The 18147-nt window shown below is 63.8% G+C and carries 18 protein-coding genes and 2 tRNA genes; 11 read left to right on the top strand and 9 right to left on the bottom strand.

Features of this window, described 5'->3' with window-relative positions; translation table 11 throughout:
* Window positions 1-75 precede the first annotated feature (75 nt).
* The gene (locus CFR78_RS01905) at window positions 76-891 is read left to right on the top strand and encodes an SDR family NAD(P)-dependent oxidoreductase (protein ID WP_034927149.1); all 816 of its coding nucleotides are present in this window, start codon (window positions 76-78) and stop codon (window positions 889-891) included.
* 179 nt (window positions 892-1070) lie between these two features.
* Here CFR78_RS01905 and CFR78_RS01895 read toward each other — a convergent pair whose 3' ends face one another.
* Window positions 1071-2435: an 8-oxoguanine deaminase gene (locus tag CFR78_RS01895; RefSeq protein ID WP_084149581.1), complete on the bottom strand. Its 1365-nt coding sequence runs from the start codon at window positions 2433-2435 to the stop codon at window positions 1071-1073.
* 154 nt (window positions 2436-2589) lie between these two features.
* On the opposite strand from CFR78_RS01895, the gene CFR78_RS01890 reads away from it, so the two are divergent.
* Window positions 2590-3147: a DsbA family protein gene (locus tag CFR78_RS01890; protein ID WP_034927143.1), complete on the top strand. Its 558-nt coding sequence runs from the start codon at window positions 2590-2592 to the stop codon at window positions 3145-3147.
* A 122-nt stretch (window positions 3148-3269) separates the two neighbouring features.
* Here CFR78_RS01890 and CFR78_RS01885 read toward each other — a convergent pair.
* Together CFR78_RS01885 and CFR78_RS01880 are read right to left on the bottom strand one after the other, a co-directional pair.
* Window positions 3270-3344 (bottom strand) — tRNA-Thr (locus CFR78_RS01885).
* Window positions 3345-3439: 95 nt separating this feature from the next.
* A complete protein-coding gene (locus tag CFR78_RS01880) occupies window positions 3440-5590 on the bottom strand; it encodes an AsmA family protein (RefSeq protein WP_034927140.1) in 2151 nt (716 codons plus the stop codon).
* A gap of 206 nt (window positions 5591-5796) precedes the next feature.
* Here CFR78_RS01880 and ilvD point away from each other — a divergent pair, with 206 nt between their 5' ends.
* Window positions 5797-7659, top strand: coding sequence for a dihydroxy-acid dehydratase (ilvD, locus tag CFR78_RS01875; RefSeq protein WP_034927138.1), 1863 nt, complete (start codon window positions 5797-5799; stop codon window positions 7657-7659).
* Window positions 7660-7885: 226 nt separating this feature from the next.
* Here ilvD and CFR78_RS01870 read toward each other — a convergent pair whose 3' ends face one another.
* Window positions 7886-8098, bottom strand: coding sequence for a hypothetical protein (locus CFR78_RS01870; protein WP_007396870.1), 213 nt, complete (start codon window positions 8096-8098; stop codon window positions 7886-7888).
* A gap of 408 nt (window positions 8099-8506) precedes the next feature.
* On the opposite strand from CFR78_RS01870, the gene CFR78_RS01865 reads away from it, so the two are divergent.
* On the top strand, window positions 8507-9247 hold the full coding sequence (locus tag CFR78_RS01865) for a hypothetical protein (RefSeq protein WP_240471314.1): 741 nt from the start codon (window positions 8507-8509) through the stop codon (window positions 9245-9247).
* A gap of 23 nt (window positions 9248-9270) precedes the next feature.
* Complete coding sequence (locus CFR78_RS16175; RefSeq protein WP_156953835.1) at window positions 9271-9423, top strand: hypothetical protein; 153 nt, start codon at window positions 9271-9273, stop codon at window positions 9421-9423.
* Between the two features lie 63 nt (window positions 9424-9486).
* On the opposite strand, the gene CFR78_RS16170 is transcribed toward CFR78_RS16175, so the two are convergent.
* Window positions 9487-9660: a hypothetical protein gene (locus CFR78_RS16170; RefSeq protein ID WP_166498085.1), complete on the bottom strand. Its 174-nt coding sequence runs from the start codon at window positions 9658-9660 to the stop codon at window positions 9487-9489.
* A 66-nt stretch (window positions 9661-9726) separates the two neighbouring features.
* Here CFR78_RS16170 and CFR78_RS01860 point away from each other — a divergent pair, with 66 nt between their 5' ends.
* Window positions 9727-10569 (top strand): DNA/RNA non-specific endonuclease, encoded by an 843-nt coding sequence (locus tag CFR78_RS01860; RefSeq protein WP_110580955.1) that lies wholly within the window; start codon window positions 9727-9729, stop codon window positions 10567-10569.
* Window positions 10570-10598: 29 nt separating this feature from the next.
* Window positions 10599-10883, top strand: a complete 285-nt coding sequence (locus CFR78_RS01855; protein WP_034927132.1) for a hypothetical protein — start codon at window positions 10599-10601, stop codon at window positions 10881-10883.
* A 183-nt stretch (window positions 10884-11066) separates the two neighbouring features.
* Here CFR78_RS01855 and rpsI read toward each other — a convergent pair whose 3' ends face one another.
* The gene (gene rpsI / locus CFR78_RS01850) at window positions 11067-11570 is read right to left on the bottom strand and encodes a 30S ribosomal protein S9 (protein WP_034927130.1); all 504 of its coding nucleotides are present in this window, start codon (window positions 11568-11570) and stop codon (window positions 11067-11069) included.
* A gap of 5 nt (window positions 11571-11575) precedes the next feature.
* Window positions 11576-12058 carry a 50S ribosomal protein L13 gene (gene rplM, locus CFR78_RS01845; RefSeq protein WP_007396879.1) on the bottom strand — a complete coding sequence of 161 codons (483 nt, stop codon included), beginning with the start codon at window positions 12056-12058 and terminating at the stop codon, window positions 11576-11578.
* 231 nt (window positions 12059-12289) lie between these two features.
* Between rplM and CFR78_RS01840 the strand changes: the two genes are divergently transcribed.
* Window positions 12290-13636, top strand: coding sequence for a hypothetical protein (locus CFR78_RS01840; protein WP_007396880.1), 1347 nt, complete (start codon window positions 12290-12292; stop codon window positions 13634-13636).
* Window positions 13636-14496 (top strand): NAD(P)H-binding protein, encoded by an 861-nt coding sequence (locus tag CFR78_RS01835; RefSeq protein ID WP_034927127.1) that lies wholly within the window; start codon window positions 13636-13638, stop codon window positions 14494-14496. Before CFR78_RS01840 ends, CFR78_RS01835 begins: the two co-directional genes overlap by 1 nt.
* 21 nt (window positions 14497-14517) lie before the next feature.
* Here CFR78_RS01835 and CFR78_RS01830 read toward each other — a convergent pair.
* Window positions 14518-14593: transfer RNA gene (locus tag CFR78_RS01830), tRNA-His, on the bottom strand.
* 43 nt (window positions 14594-14636) lie between these two features.
* Window positions 14637-15842 carry an aminotransferase gene (locus CFR78_RS01825; protein ID WP_007396882.1) on the bottom strand — a complete coding sequence of 402 codons (1206 nt, stop codon included), beginning with the start codon at window positions 15840-15842 and terminating at the stop codon, window positions 14637-14639.
* A 161-nt stretch (window positions 15843-16003) separates the two neighbouring features.
* Here CFR78_RS01825 and CFR78_RS01820 point away from each other — a divergent pair, with 161 nt between their 5' ends.
* Together CFR78_RS01820 and glnA are read left to right on the top strand one after the other, a co-directional pair.
* Window positions 16004-16342, top strand: a complete 339-nt coding sequence (locus CFR78_RS01820; protein ID WP_034927296.1) for a P-II family nitrogen regulator — start codon at window positions 16004-16006, stop codon at window positions 16340-16342.
* Between the two features lie 121 nt (window positions 16343-16463).
* Window positions 16464-17924 (top strand): type I glutamate--ammonia ligase, encoded by a 1461-nt coding sequence (gene glnA, locus CFR78_RS01815; protein WP_007396884.1) that lies wholly within the window; start codon window positions 16464-16466, stop codon window positions 17922-17924.
* Window positions 17925-18147: the final 223 nt, after the last annotated feature.

Below are 18147 nucleotides of genomic sequence, written 5' to 3'. Positions count from 1 at the left end.
CATCTTGCGGACTATCCGGTCTGGCGCGTATCAGGCGCTACGACAGGCGTTGCGGTCAGGGAAGTATGCAGATCGTTGGAAAATAGTGATTTAAACGACAGGCCCGGTCGGGTTGCGGTGGTAACGGGGGCAACGGGCGGAATCGGGCGTGCACTGGTCCGGCGCATGCTGGGGTGTGGTTACAGGGTCATCATCCTTTCACGCCAGGGCACGGTGGACCTGCCCGCCGTCACCATTGTCCCCTGTGACCTGACGGACGGCAACAGCATCCGCGCGGCCGCACCCGTCATTGCCAGCCATGCGCCTGCCATAGACGTACTGGTGCATTGCGCGGGCGTGATTACCCCGCAGAGCGTGGGTGAACTGGACAGCGCGGTCACGGCCGACCAGATCGCGGTGGATCTGGTTGCCCCGATCGAACTGACCAATGCCCTGCTGCCCACAATGCGCGACGGCGGGCATATCGTGTTCGTCAACTCGATGGCGGCGGTCTTTCCGCTGGCGGGCAGCAGTGTCTACACGGCGGCAAAATTCGGCCTGCGCGGCTTTGCCCGCGCGCTGGAACAGGAACTCCGGCCCCGGCGCATACAGGTTTCTTCCCTTTATCCCGCCAGCGTCAACACCCCCATGCTAAGCCGGGAAATGAACGCCGGTGGCTCGATCTACAATTTCATTGACCCGCCGCAGGAACCTGATGTCACGGCCCGGCGCATCCTTGAATGCTGTAAACATCGCAGCCGCGAGCGCTTCAGTTCCGTATTCGACAAACTGTTCACCCATGCCTGCCTTGCCTCCATGCCGCTGCTCAACCTGAGCCTGCCCATCATGAAGATGCTGGGCCGGCGGGGCTACCGCGCCTACCTGCGCCGCCTGTCGCCCCCCCGACGCTAGGTGTTTAAAAATAACCCGTGGGTAGATGAAAATAAAAAATTTCCGGATGCTGCCTTTTCCTAAAAAGGCGGCGTTCCATGATGCCTTTTGAAAAAAGCTTCACCAGGAATTTCTTGATAATCCCGGGATGGTTCCTGAACAGGACCTGTAAACAGGCCGTGGAGTGGCCCGCGGCCCGGTCAGCCCTGCAATAGCTGACGGGCCAGTTCATTATGCCGCCGGGCCAGCAGGGCGGGATCATGCGCGGTAAACACCCCGTCACGGATCAGCACCCGGCCATTGACAATGCTGCATGCCACCCGCCCCGGCGTGCAGAACACCAGGGCGGCCACAGGGTCCGACTGGGCACCGGCATGGTCGATCCCGCGCAGGTCAAACGCCACGATATCGGCCGCCATGCCCGGGGCAAGATGCCCTATGTCATCACGCCCCAGAACGCTGGCACCGCCGCGCGTGGCCAGTTCCAGCACTTCGCGCGCCTGCATCATCGGGCGGTTGTCCTCCGTTTCCAGCAGGCGGCCCAGCAGCATGGCCTGCCGGGCCTCGCCCAGCATGTGGCTACCATCGTTGGAGGCTGAGCCATCCACCCCCAGCCCCACCCGCATGCCCGCTGCCACCATGCGACGCACCGGCGCAATGCCGGACCCCAGCCGCATGTTGGAACACGGACAGTGGGCCATGCCCGTATGCGTCGCACCAAAGCGGTGAATGCCCGCATCATCCAGCCGCACGCAGTGCGCATGCCATACGTCGTGGCCCACCCAGCCGGTATCCTCGGCATATTCGGCGGGGGTCATGTTGAATTTTTCGCGGCTGTAGGCAATGTCGCTGGCATTCTCGGCCAGATGGGTATGCAGCATGGTGCCGGTTGCCCGTGCAAGGGCAGCAGCATTGCGCATGAGGTCACGACTGACGGAAAAGGGCGAACACGGCGCCACCACCACCCGCAGCATCGAAAAGCGGGCCGGGTCATGATAGGTTTCGATCACGCGCCGGGTATCGGCCAGAATGGTGTCCTCATCCTCCACCACACGGTCCGGCGGCAGGCCGCCCTGGCTTTCCCCCACGCTCATCGCCCCGCGCGCGGCATGAAAGCGCATACCCATCTGCGCTGCCGCCTCGATCTCGTCATCCAGCCGCGCCCCGTTGGGGAACAAGTAGAGATGATCACTGGTGGTGGTACAGCCTGACCACAGCAGTTCCGTCATGGCGGTGCAGGCGGAAACGCGGATCATCTCGGGCGTCAGCCCCGCCCATATGGGATAGAGCGCCTGCAACCACCCGAACAGCGAGGCATCCTGTGCCGCCGGGATGGCGCGCGTGAGTGTCTGGTACATATGGTGGTGGGTATTGACCAGACCCGGCATCACCACATGGCCGGTCATGTCCAGCACCTCGTCCGCCACGGGCAGCGGATCGGCGGGGGTGCCGATGGCCGCCACCTGCCGGTCACGGACCAGTATCCATCCACCTTCGATTTCGCGTCTCTGCGCATCCATCGTGACCAGACGCAGTGCATTCTTGAGCAAAAGGGAGCGGGACATGATTCTCACCGGACGGAAACAGGGAAACATTCTCCTTATGCAGGCTTTCAGGGGGATTGCCTATATGCCCGCAACCACGGCAGACTCCGCGCCATGCCACCGTACCGTGTGACACACGACCGGGATGCCGACCATCAAAGGGAGAACCCTGACCATGCCCGCCACCCCACTGCGCGTTGCCCCGCTTGAATGGGGGCATGGCCCCAGGGTTTTTGAAGCCTTTCTGGAACCGACCTGCCCGTTCTCGGTGCGCGCGTTCGACAAGCTGCCGGACCTGCTGGCGCGCGCGGGGGAAGGGCGGATCACCATCAAAATCCGCCTGCAGTCCCAGCCGTGGCATATGTTCTCTGGTGTGATCGTGCGCTGCATCCTTGCGGCCGCAACACTGGAGGGCGGGCGTGAGGCCGCCCGCACTGTCATGGCCGCCGTGGGCGCGCACCGGGAGGAATTCGAGTTCACCGACCACTGTGCCGGCCCCAACATGGATGCGACACCCAACGACATCATAAAGCGGATCGAACGCTATAGCGGGCTTGAACTGGCGGCGGCGTTTGCCGTGCCGGACTTGCAGAAGGCCATCAAGTGGCAGTGCAGATATTCCCGCCAGAACGGCATTCACGTCTCCCCTACCTTCATGGTCGATGGGCTGATCGACCCCGCCATCAGCAGCGGCGATACGGTGGAAGCGTGGATGGAGCGGATTTTTGCGTAAATGCCTGCTTTGGCAATAACGGATGTATCGGGCACCGCCCTGTTCAGGAAAGGCGGTGTTTCCTGAAGCTTTTGGGAAAAAGCCTCACCAAAAACTTCTTCATGATTTTCAGGATGGAAGTCTGGTGCCGGGTGAGGGATTTGAACCCCCGGCCTTCGGTTTACAAAACCGCTGCACTACCACTGTGCTAACCCGGCATGGCGACAGGCGTGGCCCGCCTGTTGCGGGTTGCCTGCTGCACCCGTCCCTTTTTGCCGAAATGCCCCGCATGGTCAAGCGGGGATTCCATCCTTCAGTGCGCTGCCATCTTGCGCGCCCAGGCCGCGCGGATGCGCGCGCGTTCGGCGGCACCCAGCCCGTTCGCACCGCTCCCGCCGCCATCCGTATGGTCCGCTGTCGCGCCGTGCCGGGCGGAAATGCTCCGGCCATGCGCGCCATGGCGCACCGGGTGGGAAGCATGGGGGGCAATGCCCGCGGCCGGGTTCTCGTTTACCTCCCGGATGGCACTGGCGCACGATGAGTTCCTGCCCACCCCCCCTTCAATGGTGGGCAGCAGGCCGACAGGCGAGAACACGAAACCCGTCAGCACCGACGCCACGGCCCGGCCAATGATTTCCGCCCCCGGCCGTATGCTGGGGTCCTTGAGCGGCCCGGTGATGTAAAGCGGACCGGGGAAGGACGCGATGGCGAAGTGCCGCGAATGCGTCAGCAGCCTGTAGTCGATGGTATTGTTGCTGAACCGGATGTCACCACTGCCCACGGTGCGGGTATCACCCGTTTCCAGCAGCAGGGTACGGGTGTGGAACACACCATCCTGCAGGGGCATGTCGGCAATCAGGCATTTCAGGTCGGTCCGGGCGGGCAGGCCCAGCGCGGAAAGCAGCGCCTTGCCCAGTTCCAGCCCCAGCAGGTCGGGCAGGATTGCGGAAATATCACCCCCGTCATCCAGCGCCATGGTAATGCCGCCATCGCCATTGCCCACAATCTGGGCCAGCGACCGGCCATGGCCATGCACCACGATATGGCCGCCAATGATCCCCTGCCCATGCAGGTTGTGCCCCATGGACTGCATCAGGCGGGCCAGGTCGATCTGCTCCATGTCGATGCGGATGCGCGCATCCATGCCATCGCCCTGCGGCACGAAGGTGCCGCTGCTGGCCAGCGTGCCCTTGCCCACGGCAAAGTTGAGATGATGGACATCGATCGTGCCGTCGCGGATATCCGCCAGCACGTCGATGTTGTCGAGCGGGGTATGGCGGTTTTCGATATGATCACCATGATAGGCAAGGTGAACATTGGTCGCCTTGAGCCGGGGCATGTTGATGGGCGTGGTGGGCAGTACGGCGCCACTCGCCGCATGCGCCTTTTCCTCCGCCGCCTGCTGCGTGGTGGAGGGATGCTCGCCCGGCGTCGCACCAAAGAACCCGCCCAGATCCGCCAGGTCCACATGGCGTGAATGCAGGTCGGTATCGACAAACGTCACGGTCTGGTGGGGGTCCGCACTCAACGTGCCGCCAAGGTCGCTGGAACCGACCACGCCCTCGAAATCACGGAAGCGCACGCGCTGGTCATGGTAATCCAGGCTGCCTGCCACATGGTAGGCGGGCGTCTGGGGGATCACCACGCCCGTCAGCGGATAGAGCAGTGACATGTCCGGCCCGGCCAGTGTCAGTTTAAGCCGCGCGCCCGCAAAGGACAGCGGATCATCCACCGTCCCCACCAGTGTCAGCCGCGTGGGGCCGTGGCGCACGTCCACATCAACCGGATACGGCCGGGTCCGGTCGGCCAGCGAGACCAGCGCCCCGCCCGAGAAATGCCCGGTCATGGCCTGCCCGGCATAGGTGCCGCGCACATCCGCCACGATCCGGGGCTGCACGTCCCCCTGCCCCGGCGTGGTGTGCACCTGCGCGCGCATGTCGCTGCGCAGGCCCGCATGGACAAGATGCATCTGGCCCGCATCGATATCCAGTTCGCCAATGCGCGGCATGGCGGTCGAACCGCCACCGCCACGGGCGGGGAACTGGTAGTTGGCGGTGCCATCACGCTTCCCGTTCAGTTCCACCACCGGCCTGTCCAGCGCGATGACCGGCAGGTCCACCGTCCCGCCCAGCAGGTGCCACAGGTTGAGGCCCACCATCAGGTGGTCGGCGGTGGCAAATGGCGGCAGGGTGGTGAAGCCGTCCGGTTCGTCAATCTTCACCCCGTCAGCCGTGATGCGGATCACGCGCCCGATACGCACATGCAGGTGCGCCAGCGTAACCCTGCGCCCCAGTGCCGCCCCGGCCCGGCGTTCCACCATGGGAATGAACCAGTCCCACGACCAGAAAATGACCAGCGCCATTACTGCAACCGCCAGCACCCCAAGGACCGGAAACCGTATCTGCGCAAGGACGCTGCGCCGCGCCGTTCCGGGCGGGACGGTGGAATGATCCGGTTGCGGCATGCTGCTGGTACTCCTTGTGCGGGGGCGGAGGGGATATCAGATGAACGGATGGTCGCACATGGAGTTGCGGCCCAGCCCTGCCGCCATCATGGCCGGGCACCGTTAACGGCAGGTTTGGACTGGCGCGACAGCCGCGCGTCCTGTATGCGGTCAGGCAACTTCATGCCCCTTTGATGCTAACCAGATTGACGCGAGAGGTCACTGTCATGCCCGCCTATCGTTCCCGCACTACGACCCATGGCCGCAACATGGCCGGTGCGCGCAGTCTGTGGCGTGCAACCGGCATGAAGGATGGTGATTTCGGCAAGCCGATCATCGCCATCGCCAATTCCTTCACGCAGTTCGTGCCCGGCCATGTCCACCTGAAGGACCTGGGCCAGCTGGTGGCCGGTGCCGTGGCGGATGCGGGCGGCATCGGGCGTGAGTTCAATACCATTGCCGTGGATGATGGCATTGCCATGGGCCATGGCGGCATGCTGTACAGCCTGCCTTCGCGCGAGCTGATTGCCGATGCGGTGGAATACATGGTCAATGCCCACTGCGCCGATGCGCTGGTGTGCATAAGCAACTGTGACAAGATCACGCCGGGCATGCTCATGGCGGCGATGCGGCTCAACATCCCCACCATCTTCGTCTCCGGCGGGCCGATGGAAGCGGGCAAGATCCTCAATAACGGTACCGAGCAGCGCGCCGACCTGATCACGTCCATGGTGGCGGCGGCCAATGCGGATGTCAGTGACGAACAGTCCGCCACCATCGAGCGCTCGGCCTGCCCTACCTGCGGGTCGTGCTCGGGCATGTTTACCGCCAATTCCATGAACTGCCTGACCGAGGCGCTGGGCCTGGCGCTGCCGGGCAATGGCAGCCTTGTGGCCACCCATGCCGACCGGCGCGACCTGTTCATGCGCGCGGGCCGCGAGATCGTGGCCCTGGCACGCCGCTGGTATGAAAATGACGATGCCACCGCCCTGCCGCGCGGCATCGCCACCAAGCCCGCGTTCGAGAATGCGATGTCGGTCGATATCGCCATGGGGGGCTCGACCAACACGGTGCTGCACCTTCTGGCGGCGGCGCATGAGGGCAAGGTGCATTTCACCATGTCCGACATCGACCGGCTTTCCCACAAGGTGCCCAACCTGTGCAAGGTCTCGCCCTCACGCATGGACATCCATATGGAGGACGTGCACCGCGCCGGTGGCATTCCCGCCATCATGGGGGAACTGGCGCGCATGGGCCTGCTGCACCTGGACGCGCCCAGCGTGCATGCCCCCAGCGTGAGCACGGCGCTGGCAAAATGGGATATCAGCGCCAGTACGGCGGATGAGGCGGCGCGCACCTTCTTCCGCGCCGCCCCCGGCGGGGTGCGGACCACGCAGGCGTTCTCCCAGTCCAGCCGCTATGAAGCACTGGATACCGACCGGGCGAATGGCGCAATCCGGGATGCGGAGCATGCCTACAGCCAGGATGGCGGGCTTGCGGTGCTGTTTGGCAACCTGGCGGAAGACGGTGCGATCGTGAAGACCGCGGGCGTGGCCCCGAACCTGCTGACCTTTACCGGGCCTGCCCGTATCTTTGAAAGTCAGGATGCTGCCGTCTCGGCCATCCTGGGCAACGAAATCGTGGCGGGTGACGTGGTGGTGATCCGCTACGAAGGCCCCAAGGGCGGCCCCGGCATGCAGGAAATGCTGTATCCGACCAGCTATCTCAAATCCAAGGGGCTGGCGGAAAAATGCGCGCTGATTACCGATGGCCGCTTCTCGGGCGGCAGCTCGGGGCTGTCCATCGGCCATATCTCGCCCGAGGCGGCGGAAGGCGGCATTATCGGGCTGCTGGAGGAAGGCGACACCATCGAGATCGACATCCCCAACCGCATCCTGCGCACCACCGTAAGCGATGCGGACCTTGCCGCCCGCCGCGATGCGATGGAAGAGCGTGGCGACCGCGCCTGGCAGCCTGACCGCCAGCGTGAGGTCTCGGTCGCGCTGCAGGCCTACAGCGCGCTGACCACCAGCGCGGCAAAGGGTGCCGTGCGCGATGTCAGCCAGCTGGGCCGCCGCACCAGCCGGTAGCAGGGGAGACCCCGGGGCCGGGCCGCCGGGGTCTTTCCGTCAGGGGGTGCCTGAAAAGCCAGCCCCAGAAAATCCCGCAATCATGAGGAAGTTTCTGGTGGAGCTTTTTCAAAAAGCTTCAGAGAACGCCGCCTTTCCGCAAAAAGGCGACAGCCGGAAACTTCCATTCCTGTCAGCAGGCCACCCTTGGGCAGCCTGCTGGCCCACCCGTCCTGCGGGGCCGGCCTTACGCCTGACGCAGGCCCCGCCGTCCCTGCCCCATGCGCCGGAATGTGGCCGTGACACATGCACGCAGGGCCGCAAGGTCGGGCATGAGGGTATTGTGCAGTGAACGCACGCTCTCATGCGTGGCATAAAAGCGCAGCGATGTCGCAATGCCGGTTATGATGGCAGCCCCCACGAACACTCCATCAACTTCTATGATCTTTGAATCAAACATGGTTTCCTGACCTGAAGCGCCGGTTACGGCCGCGCATGGCGCTGTATGGCCATGCTGCCTGCCGGCGTCTTGCCGTTATCTGCATCACTTGCCCGCCAACGCGGCGAGGTGCTGGCGGTTCCCGCAAAAGGTTCTGAAAAAACATGCTGTAATAAGGACTTGCTTCCCCAAACCCATGTTTTTTCCTACCCTGTCGCACCCGTTTGGGCATGGGGTAAAAACCCGGTTATTATGTCATTTGAATGGCATTTTAAAATCTGTACAGATCGAATTCGTATCATTACAGAACAGATACATAATTTCATGAACATCTGTTCTTTTCATTACCTGTTCCAGAGTATCAGGACACGGCCATACTGTTTGCACGCACCCGGATGGCACGATGGGGGTGACAGCATGCGGCCCACCATGACAGAAACAGGGTCGGCGGTTGCGTACCATGGCCGCTCCCGTTTCCCTCAGTACGACTGGTGCCTGTCCTTGCCCTGCCCCGATGCCTTCCCCCCTGCCCCAACCCGTTCCCTGTCATGGTGCGCGCTGGCCCTGTGCCTGGCGCTGCCCGGCGGCATATGGGCTGCCACGGCCCACGCCGCGGGCACCGCGTCCTATCCCGCGCCACTGACGGATGCACGCAGCACCGCCCACGCATGGGGCGTGGAAACCCGCATTACCAGTGCGGTTCCCTGCCGGGTGGCATTTGGCATCAACCAGACCACCTTCATGGCGCATGTGCCTGAAATGGTGCGGGCGGGGCTGTTCAGCACGCAGGTGACCCCCGCGCTGCGGCAGGCGGCCCCGCATTATCTGATGAACGCGGTGCAGACGGATGTGACCCCCGGCTTCGTCCATGCGCTGTTCACCCAGCGCGGCGCCCCCGCGCGCTGTCACTTCACCTGGTCCTATACCGCGCCCGATGGCCGGTCCCACCCCATGCTGGACTTTGACTTTACCCGCCAGGCCCATGACCGCATCGACTGGACCCACATGGAACTGGGCGCCATGACATCCGACATGCAGAACCCGGTGGTGGATCCGATATTTGATGCGCTGGTCAATCAGGAAACCGTGGATGTAACCATTGCCCTGGCCCATGGCCCCGACCCCGCCGATCTGCCCCCACCGGACCAGAAACCGGGCATGATGCCTTAAAAGACCATGGCCATGGCCTGCCCTTGAAGCATCCGGCGGATGATCAGGACGTTGCTGGTCAAGCTTTGCCCGAAAAGCCCCAGGGCACGCCGCCTTTTTTAAAAGGCGGCGTTCTTTCGCAGCTTTTGCAAAAAGCTTCACCAAAAACTTTCTTTAATTTTAAAGCGCTATCATGAGCTGACTGATCAAACAGCCTCTTACTATTTTTTTATCAATGGACTGCTCTGGAAACAGCCCTGTTATCCATGCCGGACAAGGCGGAACACAAGATCGGTCAACGCCGCCGCCAGCAGCACGACGGTCACCACACGCAGCCCGATACGCATCAGGCGCTCACGCCGGCTGGGCGGCAGTTCATTCCGACGCAGGACAAAACGGGGATCGGGACGGCCTGAACCGGATTGCTGCACCATTGCCCTGCCCTGCGGGATGTTTATGAATACACCCGTTTTACCAGAACAGATGGATAACACCAGTCCATGGCCCCATGCCACGCCGCCCGTTGCCTGCTCCATGCCGCCTTTGGCGTTCTGGCCCTGCTGGCCTGCCATGCCGCCCGGGCGCAGGACTGCACGGCCCTGGGCGCAGGCGGCCAGTTGCCCGTTCTGGACAATCCCCGCATGGCACCACAGACCCGTATCCTGTGCAGCAGCCGGTTCGCCGTGCTGTATTCAGGTCTGGCGCGCGAACCGCTATGGGCGGCGGAACATCTGGATGAAGCGATGGTGCGGGCGGCCATGTCCACCCCGCGTGAGGGTACGTTCCACCCTGATGCCCGCATCCCCGCCGGGTCACGCGCGGAGCTGGAGGATTATGTCCGCTCCGGCTTCGACCGGGGGCACATGGCGCCTTCGGGCGACATGCCGGACCGGCAGACGCAGGAAGAAACCTTTGCCCTGTCCAACATCGTGCCCCAGCGCGCGGCGCTGAACCGGGAAAAATGGGCCATGATCGAATCGGACCTGCGCCGCCTGACCCTGCGTGCCGGGGAACTGTACGTGGTGACCGGCCCCGCCTTCCGTGGCAACAGCCTGTCGGCCATAGGCCGCGACCGGGTGCTGGTGCCGACATCCACATGGAAGGCCGTCTATACGCCCGCCCGGCAGCAGACGGGGGTTTATGTATGCCATAATGTGGCCCGCAACCCCGGTTGCAGCCATGTCAGCGTAGCGGAACTGACGCGCATGACCGGGATCGATCCCTTTCCCGCCCTGCCCGCACGCATGAAACAGAACTGCATGACCCTGCCGTATGGCCGCGTGCGCACCACAACCCATACACGCCGCCACACCACACGGCGGCATGCCCATTACCGCTGGTAAAAGTCCCGCTGATAACAGGAGAGACAGCCATGACCACCCATTCCACCAGACCCGGCCCTGCCGCCACGGGGCTTGTGCCCTTTGCCGATAACAGCACCAGCCGCACCATTGGCGGCATGACGGTGGAAAATGGCACCGACAGCATCGCCTTTTATGGCCAGACCGATCTCAGCCGCGACAAGGCCGGGCTGGAACGCGCCCGCGCGCTGCTGGCGTTCCTGCAGCAGGTGGTCGATACGCTGGATGCACAGGCAGACCTGCCCGACAGCCTGCCGCCCCGCAAGGCGGCCAGGGTGCCCAATCCCTTCGCCTAAGGGGATATTGTAAATAATAACAAAAGTTTCTGGGTACCGCCTTTTTTCAAAAAGGCGGCGTTCTTCTGAAGCGTCTTCATGTTCCGATGAACAGCAGGCCCAACGCAGAACGGGGCCGGTCCATTGCTGGACCGACCCCGTTGCAGAACCCGTATCCCGTGGCACGCCACGGGAAAAGCAGGATCAGCGCTTGCTGAACTGGAAGGAACGACGGGCCTTGGCGCGGCCGTACTTCTTACGTTCAACAACACGCGAATCGCGCGTCAGGAAGCCAGCGGCCTTCAGGATGCTGCGCAGCGCGGGCTCGTAATGGGTCAGCGCACGGCTGATGCCGTGACGGACCGCACCGGCCTGGCCGGACAGGCCACCACCAACGACCGTGCAGTACACGTCGAACTGGTTGTAGCGGTCAGCCACCAGGAAGGGCTGCGTGATCAGCATGCGCAGGACCGGACGGGCGAAATAGGTGCCGACCGGACGACGGTTGACGATGATGTCGCCCTTGCCCGGCTTGATCCACACGCGGGCCACCGCGTCCTTACGGCGACCGGTTGCATAGGAACGGCCCTGCGCATCGCGCTTGGCTTCGTAGACGGGTGCCGCTTCCTGGGAGGAAACGACCTGGCCGGAAGCCACGGCTTCCTTCAGGTCAGCCAGCGTGCCTGTACGTTCTTGGGTTTCAGACATGTGGTTCAGCCCCCGACCTTCTGGGTGTTGACGGCATTCTTGCGGTTCAGCGCCGCGACATCGAGTACCTGCGGCTTCTGGCCTTCATGCGGGTGTTCGCTGCCGGCATAGACGTACAGGTGCTTCATCTGCGCACGCTGCAGCGGGCCGCGCGTGATCATGCGCTCGACCGCCTTGCGCACGACGTGACCGGGGTTCTTGCCAGTCAGGCGCTGGGTGATCGTGCGTTCCTTGATCCCGCCGGGGTAGCCGGTGTGGTAATGGAACAGCTTCTGGTCCACCTTGTTGCCGGTCAGGCGGACCTTCTCGGCGTTGATGACGACAATGTTGTCGCCGCAATCAACATGCGGGGTGAACTGCGGCTTGTGCTTGCCGCGCAGGCGCTGGGCGATGATGGCGGCCAGACGGCCCAGAACGAGGCCTTCGGCATCGATCAGGGTCCAGCCACGCGTCACCTCGGTGGGTTTCAGCGAAAGTGTGGTCTTCATGGATTCAGTGTTCCGTCCGGTAATGTAGCGGTAACAGGTGGCGCGTTATCATCCGTACGGCACACGAACGTCAAGCACATAATCCCGTATGGACGGCATTTTTCCGGTAAAAAATCGTGTGTGGTATCATGATACCACCATCTTTCCCGTCCCATCTTCCCCACGGGCGATTGCCGAGGGGGGCCGTAATGCGATAGCACTCGGTTCAAGGTCATTACGGATATCAGGCTCGTGAAGAAACTCTATCCCGCCATCCCCCTGCTCATACTTGTGCTACTGGTTGGCAGCTGGGGGGTGCATCACTTCGCCCAGCGCAGGCTGGAGGCCGGCATTGCCGACTTCCGTGCCTCCCTCGGGCCGGGCGCCACGTTCAGCTATGCCACGGCCCGGCCGCGCACGCTGGCGCGTGGCGCGCATTTTACCGCGGTGACCTACCACAACCCGGCCATGACGCTGGTCGCGGCCGATGTGCGGCTGGGCGGCCTGACCGGCAACAACGTGCAGGGCGAGAAGATTGGCAGCATCGTGCTGCGTGACGTGAAGGTCATGACGCAGGACAGCACCATCTCGCTTGACCAGGTGGCGCTGGGCAACCTTGTCATGCCCAATACCGCGCGCGTCACGGCGGAGACGGCCCGCCCGCTGGGCTTCGATTCGCTTGTGCTGGATACGGGCACCTTCACCAACCTGCACCTGGCCATACCCGCCAGCCAGACCGATGTGACCATCGGGCGCATGACCATAGGCCAGTACGGGCTGGGCCGGTCCTCGCATCTCGATCTGGAGAAACTGGCAACCCAGATCAACCTGACCCCCACGCGCCGCATCGCGGTCGAGCACATACAGCTTGACGGCCCGGACTTCGCCAGCGAGGTGGCAAGCCTGATCCAGTCCGGCCACCTGGTCCATGAGCGCCATCCCCAGACCATGGACCTGAAGAAGGTGGAGATCGCCAGCACCCACCCCATGCTCCAGATCGACCATGTCACCACATCGCGTTTCTCCACCGAGACGGAGGACAAGATGGACACGAACCTGACCAACCTGACGCTCTGGTCCACCGGGACGGACAATCCCTCCATCCTCAATGCGTTCGGTTATGACCATTTTACCGGCAACATCCATGTCAACAGCACCAGCGACCGTAGTGCTGGCCATGTGCACCTGGAACCGCTGACAGTCGAGGCACCGGAAATGGGCAACCTGTCCGTGGTGGCGGAACTGGACCAGATCCCGTTTGACGACATGGCCATCATTCCCGAAACCGCGCGCATCGTCTCCGCCGCCATGACATGGGAAGACCGCTCACTGGCCAGCCATATCGTGGCGGGGCTGGCCAGAAGCCGCAACACGGATGTGGAGACCTACCGCCAGGGCCTGCTGGCCATGCTGGCCACGTCCGATGATGCCTCGATGCGCGCCATGGGCCGCTTCCTGCAGTCCCCGCAGGACCATCCGCTACAGATCGCGCTGCGCCCGATGAAGCCGGTCAACCTGATGATGCTGGGCGTTGCCCTGTCCATGGCGGGCGACCCGTCGGTCGCGGCCCCGCTGGGCCTGACCATTTCCACACCCTGATGGGGGGGATCGGTGGCCCGGTGCATGTCATCGGCGCGACCGGGCGCACGGGACGGGCGCTGTGCCACAGCCTGATGCTACGCGGGCATACGGTCGTGCCTGTCGTGCGCAACCTCCCCCTCTGGCAGGCGGGCGGCATGGCCGGTCCCGCACGGGTGGCCGATCTTGAAGCGGGACAGGCCGGGCTGCGCGCAGCGCTGGCAGATGCCACCGCCATTGTCCTGACCGCCCATGCCCGCCATCTGCCCGCTGTCCTGGCGGCGGCACCGCCACGGGCGCAGGTCGTGGCACTGGGCAGTACGCGCATCTTCACCCGCTGGCCCGATTCCCACGCACGCGGCGTGCAGGTGGGCGCGCGGGCCTTTGCCCGCTCGGGCCGCCGGGGCGTGCTGCTGCATCCCAGCATGATCTATGGCGCACAGGGGGAGGATAACGTACAGCGCCTGGCCGCCCTGATGCGCCGCCTGCCGGTACTGCCCCTGCCTGGCGGCGGGCGGGCGCGTATCCAGCCGATCTGGCAGGGAGACGTGACGGATGCGATCATCGCGGCCCTGGGCCGGGAATGGGACGGGCCGCACAGCCTTGTCATTGCCGGGGGGGAGCAGGTTGCCTACCGGGATTTCACCCGCGCCGTCGCCCTGGCCGCGGGCCTGCGCCCGCGCCCGGTCGTGCCGGTGCCGGGAGCGGCGCTGATGCTGCTGGCCCGCCTGCCCGTACCGGGACTGCCCCGCATCAGGCCCGCCGAGATACGGCGGCTTATGGAAGACAAGATATTCGACATCGGCCCCATGCGGGCACGGCTTGGCCTGACGCCCACGCCACTGGCGACGGGTCTGGCGCGCACCTTTGCGGGTGCATGATTTCATAAGGGGAAAAGGCAGTGGGGCGAACGACGGGGATCGAACCCGCGACAACCGGTACCACAAACCGGCGCTCTACCGACTGAGCTACGTCCGCCACAACTGCGCTGCTATATAGAAAAGCCGTCCGGGCGCGTCAATTACCCTTTTTGGGTTTCGATGATTTTTCCCGTGCACAGCCGCTCACGCACCGTCTGGAGGCGCGCGACCGCTTCCGCGATCACGGCGGGCTGCTTGCAGAAGGCGAAGCGGACATAACGGTCGGGAATGTCCCTGCCCCGACTGTCATAGAAGGCGGAAACCGGGATGGCGGCAACGCCTGCACGCGCCGTCATCTGCTCGCAAAACGCCACATCGCCGCCCGCAAAGCCCAGCGGGGCGATATCGGCAATGATGAAGTAGCTGCCATCACACGGCAGCACGCCAAACCCGGCCTGGCGCAGGCCATCGGCCAGATGCTGGCTGCTTGCACGCATGCCCTCGGCCAGCCGGGTGAAATAGGCGGTATCCTTCTCCAGCCCCACCGCCACGGCGCGCTGCAGGTTGGGGGCCACGGTAAAGGTCAGCAACTGGTGGGCCTTGGCCACCAGGTCTGCCAGCGGCGCGGGGGCAGTGACATAACCCACCTTCCACCCGGTCATGGAAAAGCTCTTGCCCGCGCTGCCAATGCGAATCGTGCGCTCCCGCATGCCCGGCAGCGTCATGAGCGGCAGGTGCCGGGCGGGGGCGAAGGTCAGGTGCTCGTACACCTCGTCACACACCGCATAGGCATCGTACCGCGCAAGCAGCCCGGCAATGAAGGCCAGTTCATCGGCCGTGAACACCTTGCCGGTGGGGTTCATGGGGGTGTTGAGCACGATGGCCTTGGTGCGCGGGCCAAAGGCCGCCGCCAGTTCCGCGCGCGGCAGGTCCCACCGTGGCGGGGCCAGCCGCACCGTGCGCACGGTCGCCCCCAGCATTTCCAGCACCGGCAGGTAGGTGTCGTACAGCGGTTCGAACACCACCACCTCATCGCCCCGGTTGACCAGCGCCATGAGCGAGGCGGTGATGGCCTCCGTCGCGCCACAGGTCACGACCACCTCCCGCGCGGGATCGACCTCGATTCCATAAAACCGCGCATTGGCGCGCGCGACCGCCGTGCGCAGTTCGGGCAGGCCGGCCAGGGGCGGGTACTGGTTGCGCCCGTCACGCAGCGCGCCGGCTGCCGCCTCCACCATGTCGGCCGGGCCTTCGGCATCGGGAAAGCCCTGGCCCAGGTTGATGGCGTCATGCCGGACCGCCAAGGCGGACATGACGGTAAAAATGGTTGTCGGCAGTCCCGAAAGCATCGCGTTCGCGGGTTTCATCGTATCAATCCTGTCCCAGCACCTGTGCGGCCGGTGCGCGCGCCTGTTCTTTTTGCCTTATCATCCGATTGCCTGAAACCGAAAGCCATGCAACCCTGCCCGGGCCAGACAGACGGCAACGTATGGCCCCGCGCCACAAGACGGAAGACAGATACAGCAGCATGAAAAAGATCGAGGCCATCATCAAGCCCTTCAAGCTCGACGAGGTGAAGGATGCCCTGCATGAAATCGGTCTGATGGGCATAACCGTGATCGAGGCCAAGGGCTTCGGACGGCAGAAAGGCCATACCGAGCTGTATCGTGGCGCTGAATACATCATCGACTTCCTGCCCAAGGTAAAGCTGGAGATCGTGTGCCCGGACGACATGACCGAACGCGCGATCGAAGCGATCATGGGCGCGGCCCGCACGGGCCGCATCGGGGATGGCAAGATTTTTGTCACCCCGGTGACCGACGTCATCCGCATCCGCACGGGAGAACGCGGGGCCGATGCGGTCTGAGCCGTCATGCAGACATGGGTCCCATGGCGGCAGGACTATCGACAGCAGCCTTGCGTTTCCGTAACCATAGCCACCGCGCCGCATGGAACGGCACACCAAAGTCAGGACAGGTAATTTAAACATGGCAAAAAAAGCACAGGCCCCGGCCGCGGCCTCCACGCCGTCACATTCCACCAAGGCCATCGCGAAGGTCTTTGAGATGATCAAGGAAAACGCGGTGGAGATGGTTGACCTGCGTTTCACCGATCCGCGTGGCAAGTGGCACCACACCACCCAGTATGTCACCACGATCGAAGAAGACACCTTCCGCGAAGGCTTCATGTTTGACGGCTCCTCCATCGCCGGATGGAAGGCCATCAACGAAAGTGACATGATCCTGCTGCCTGACCCGACCACCGCGGTTATGGACCCGTTCTCCGCCAAGCCGCAGCTCATCCTGATCTGTGACATCATCGAGCCGTCCACCGGGCAGTTCTACAACCGCGACCCGCGCGCGACCGCCAAGCTGGCCGAGCAGTACCTGCAGTCCACCGGCCTGGGTGACACCGCCTTCTTCGGCCCCGAAGCCGAATTCTTCATCTTTGACAGCGTGCGCTTTGGCACCGGCCCGAATTTCGGCAAATACGAGCTTGAAAGCATCGAAGGCCCCGGCGCCTCGCTGAAGGACTATCCCGAAGGCAACATGGGCCACCGCCCGACCGTAAAGGGTGGCTACTTCCCCGTGGCGCCGGTTGACAGCGAAAGCGACCTGCGCGCCGAAATGCTGACGACGATGGGCGAAATGGGCCTGCCGATCGAAAAGCACCACCACGAGGTGGCACAGTCGCAGCACGAGCTGGGCACCAAGTTCGAAACGCTGGTCCGCTCGGCCGACTTCATGCAGATCTACAAGTACTGCGTGCACAACGTTGCCCATTCCTATGGCAAGACGGCAACCTTCATGCCCAAGCCGATCTATGGCGACAACGGATCGGGCATGCATGTCCACCAGTCCATCTGGCGCGACGGCAAGCCCACGTTCGGCGGCAACGGCTATGCCGACCTGTCGGACGAGGCACTGTACTACATCGGCGGCATCATCAAGCACGCCAAGGCGCTGAACGCCTTCACCAACCCGTCCACCAACTCCTACAAGCGCCTGATCCCGGGCTTTGAAGCCCCCGTGCTGCTGGCCTACTCGGCCCGCAACCGCTCCGCTTCGTGCCGTATCCCCTACGCGACCAGCCCGAAGGCCAAGCGCGTCGAGGTCCGCTTCCCCGATCCGACCGCGAACCCCTACCTGGCGTTCTCCGCCATGCTCATGGCTGGCCTGGACGGGATCAAGAACAAGATCCACCCCGGCGAGGCGATGGACAAGGACCTGTACGACCTGCCCCCCGAAGAGCTGAAGCAGATCCCGACCGTTGCCGGTTCCCTGCGTGAAGCCCTGACGGCGCTGGAAGCCGACCACGAGTTCCTGCTGGCTGGCGGCGTGTTCACCAAGGACCAGATCGAGAGCTACTGCGAAATCAAGTGGCAGGAAGTGTTCAAGTTCGAGCACACCCCGCATCCGGCCGAGTTCGAGATGTACTACTCCGTCTGATCCGCATCTCCCCTGCGGGAATATGGACACAGGCAGGGCGCCGGGACCGCACAGGTCCCGGCGCCTTTTTCATGTACGCCCCGCCCGCCAGCCCCGCCATGCGCCGCAACCGGGACGGCCGCCACACGTTTGCTCGATTCCACGCCATGCGCACTGGTCCTGCGGCGCCTATCGCCTGCACCATGGTGCCCCACACGGCATGAGACATGCCCCGGAGGACACA

The sequence above is a fragment of the Komagataeibacter rhaeticus genome, from assembly GCF_003207855.1.
In the GTDB taxonomy this organism is placed as follows: domain Bacteria; phylum Pseudomonadota; class Alphaproteobacteria; order Acetobacterales; family Acetobacteraceae; genus Komagataeibacter; species Komagataeibacter rhaeticus.
The sequence above is the reverse complement of the archived record's forward strand: the minus strand, read 5'-3'. Positions and strand labels throughout refer to the sequence as shown.

What these genes read in the sequence shown, in the direction of transcription:
- CFR78_RS01895 (WP_084149581.1), bottom strand. Translation starts at nt 2,435, where the DNA reads ATGTCCCGCTCCCTTTTGCTCAAGAATGCACTGCGTCTGGTCACGATG.
- CFR78_RS01890 (WP_034927143.1), top strand. Translation starts at nt 2,590, where the DNA reads ATGCCCGCCACCCCACTGCGCGTTGCCCCGCTTGAATGGGGGCATGGC.
- CFR78_RS01880 (WP_034927140.1), bottom strand. Translation starts at nt 5,590, where the DNA reads ATGCCGCAACCGGATCATTCCACCGTCCCGCCCGGAACGGCGCGGCGC.
- ilvD (WP_034927138.1), top strand. Translation starts at nt 5,797, where the DNA reads ATGCCCGCCTATCGTTCCCGCACTACGACCCATGGCCGCAACATGGCC.
- CFR78_RS01870 (WP_007396870.1), bottom strand. Translation starts at nt 8,098, where the DNA reads ATGTTTGATTCAAAGATCATAGAAGTTGATGGAGTGTTCGTGGGGGCT.
- CFR78_RS01865 (WP_240471314.1), top strand. Translation starts at nt 8,507, where the DNA reads ATGACAGAAACAGGGTCGGCGGTTGCGTACCATGGCCGCTCCCGTTTC.
- CFR78_RS16170 (WP_166498085.1), bottom strand. Translation starts at nt 9,660, where the DNA reads ATGGTGCAGCAATCCGGTTCAGGCCGTCCCGATCCCCGTTTTGTCCTG.
- CFR78_RS01860 (WP_110580955.1), top strand. Translation starts at nt 9,727, where the DNA reads ATGGCCCCATGCCACGCCGCCCGTTGCCTGCTCCATGCCGCCTTTGGC.
- CFR78_RS01855 (WP_034927132.1), top strand. Translation starts at nt 10,599, where the DNA reads ATGACCACCCATTCCACCAGACCCGGCCCTGCCGCCACGGGGCTTGTG.
- rpsI (WP_034927130.1), bottom strand. Translation starts at nt 11,570, where the DNA reads ATGTCTGAAACCCAAGAACGTACAGGCACGCTGGCTGACCTGAAGGAA.
- rplM (WP_007396879.1), bottom strand. Translation starts at nt 12,058, where the DNA reads ATGAAGACCACACTTTCGCTGAAACCCACCGAGGTGACGCGTGGCTGG.
- CFR78_RS01835 (WP_034927127.1), top strand. Translation starts at nt 13,636, where the DNA reads ATGGGGGGGATCGGTGGCCCGGTGCATGTCATCGGCGCGACCGGGCGC.
- CFR78_RS01825 (WP_007396882.1), bottom strand. Translation starts at nt 15,842, where the DNA reads ATGAAACCCGCGAACGCGATGCTTTCGGGACTGCCGACAACCATTTTT.
- CFR78_RS01820 (WP_034927296.1), top strand. Translation starts at nt 16,004, where the DNA reads ATGAAAAAGATCGAGGCCATCATCAAGCCCTTCAAGCTCGACGAGGTG.
- glnA (WP_007396884.1), top strand. Translation starts at nt 16,464, where the DNA reads ATGGCAAAAAAAGCACAGGCCCCGGCCGCGGCCTCCACGCCGTCACAT.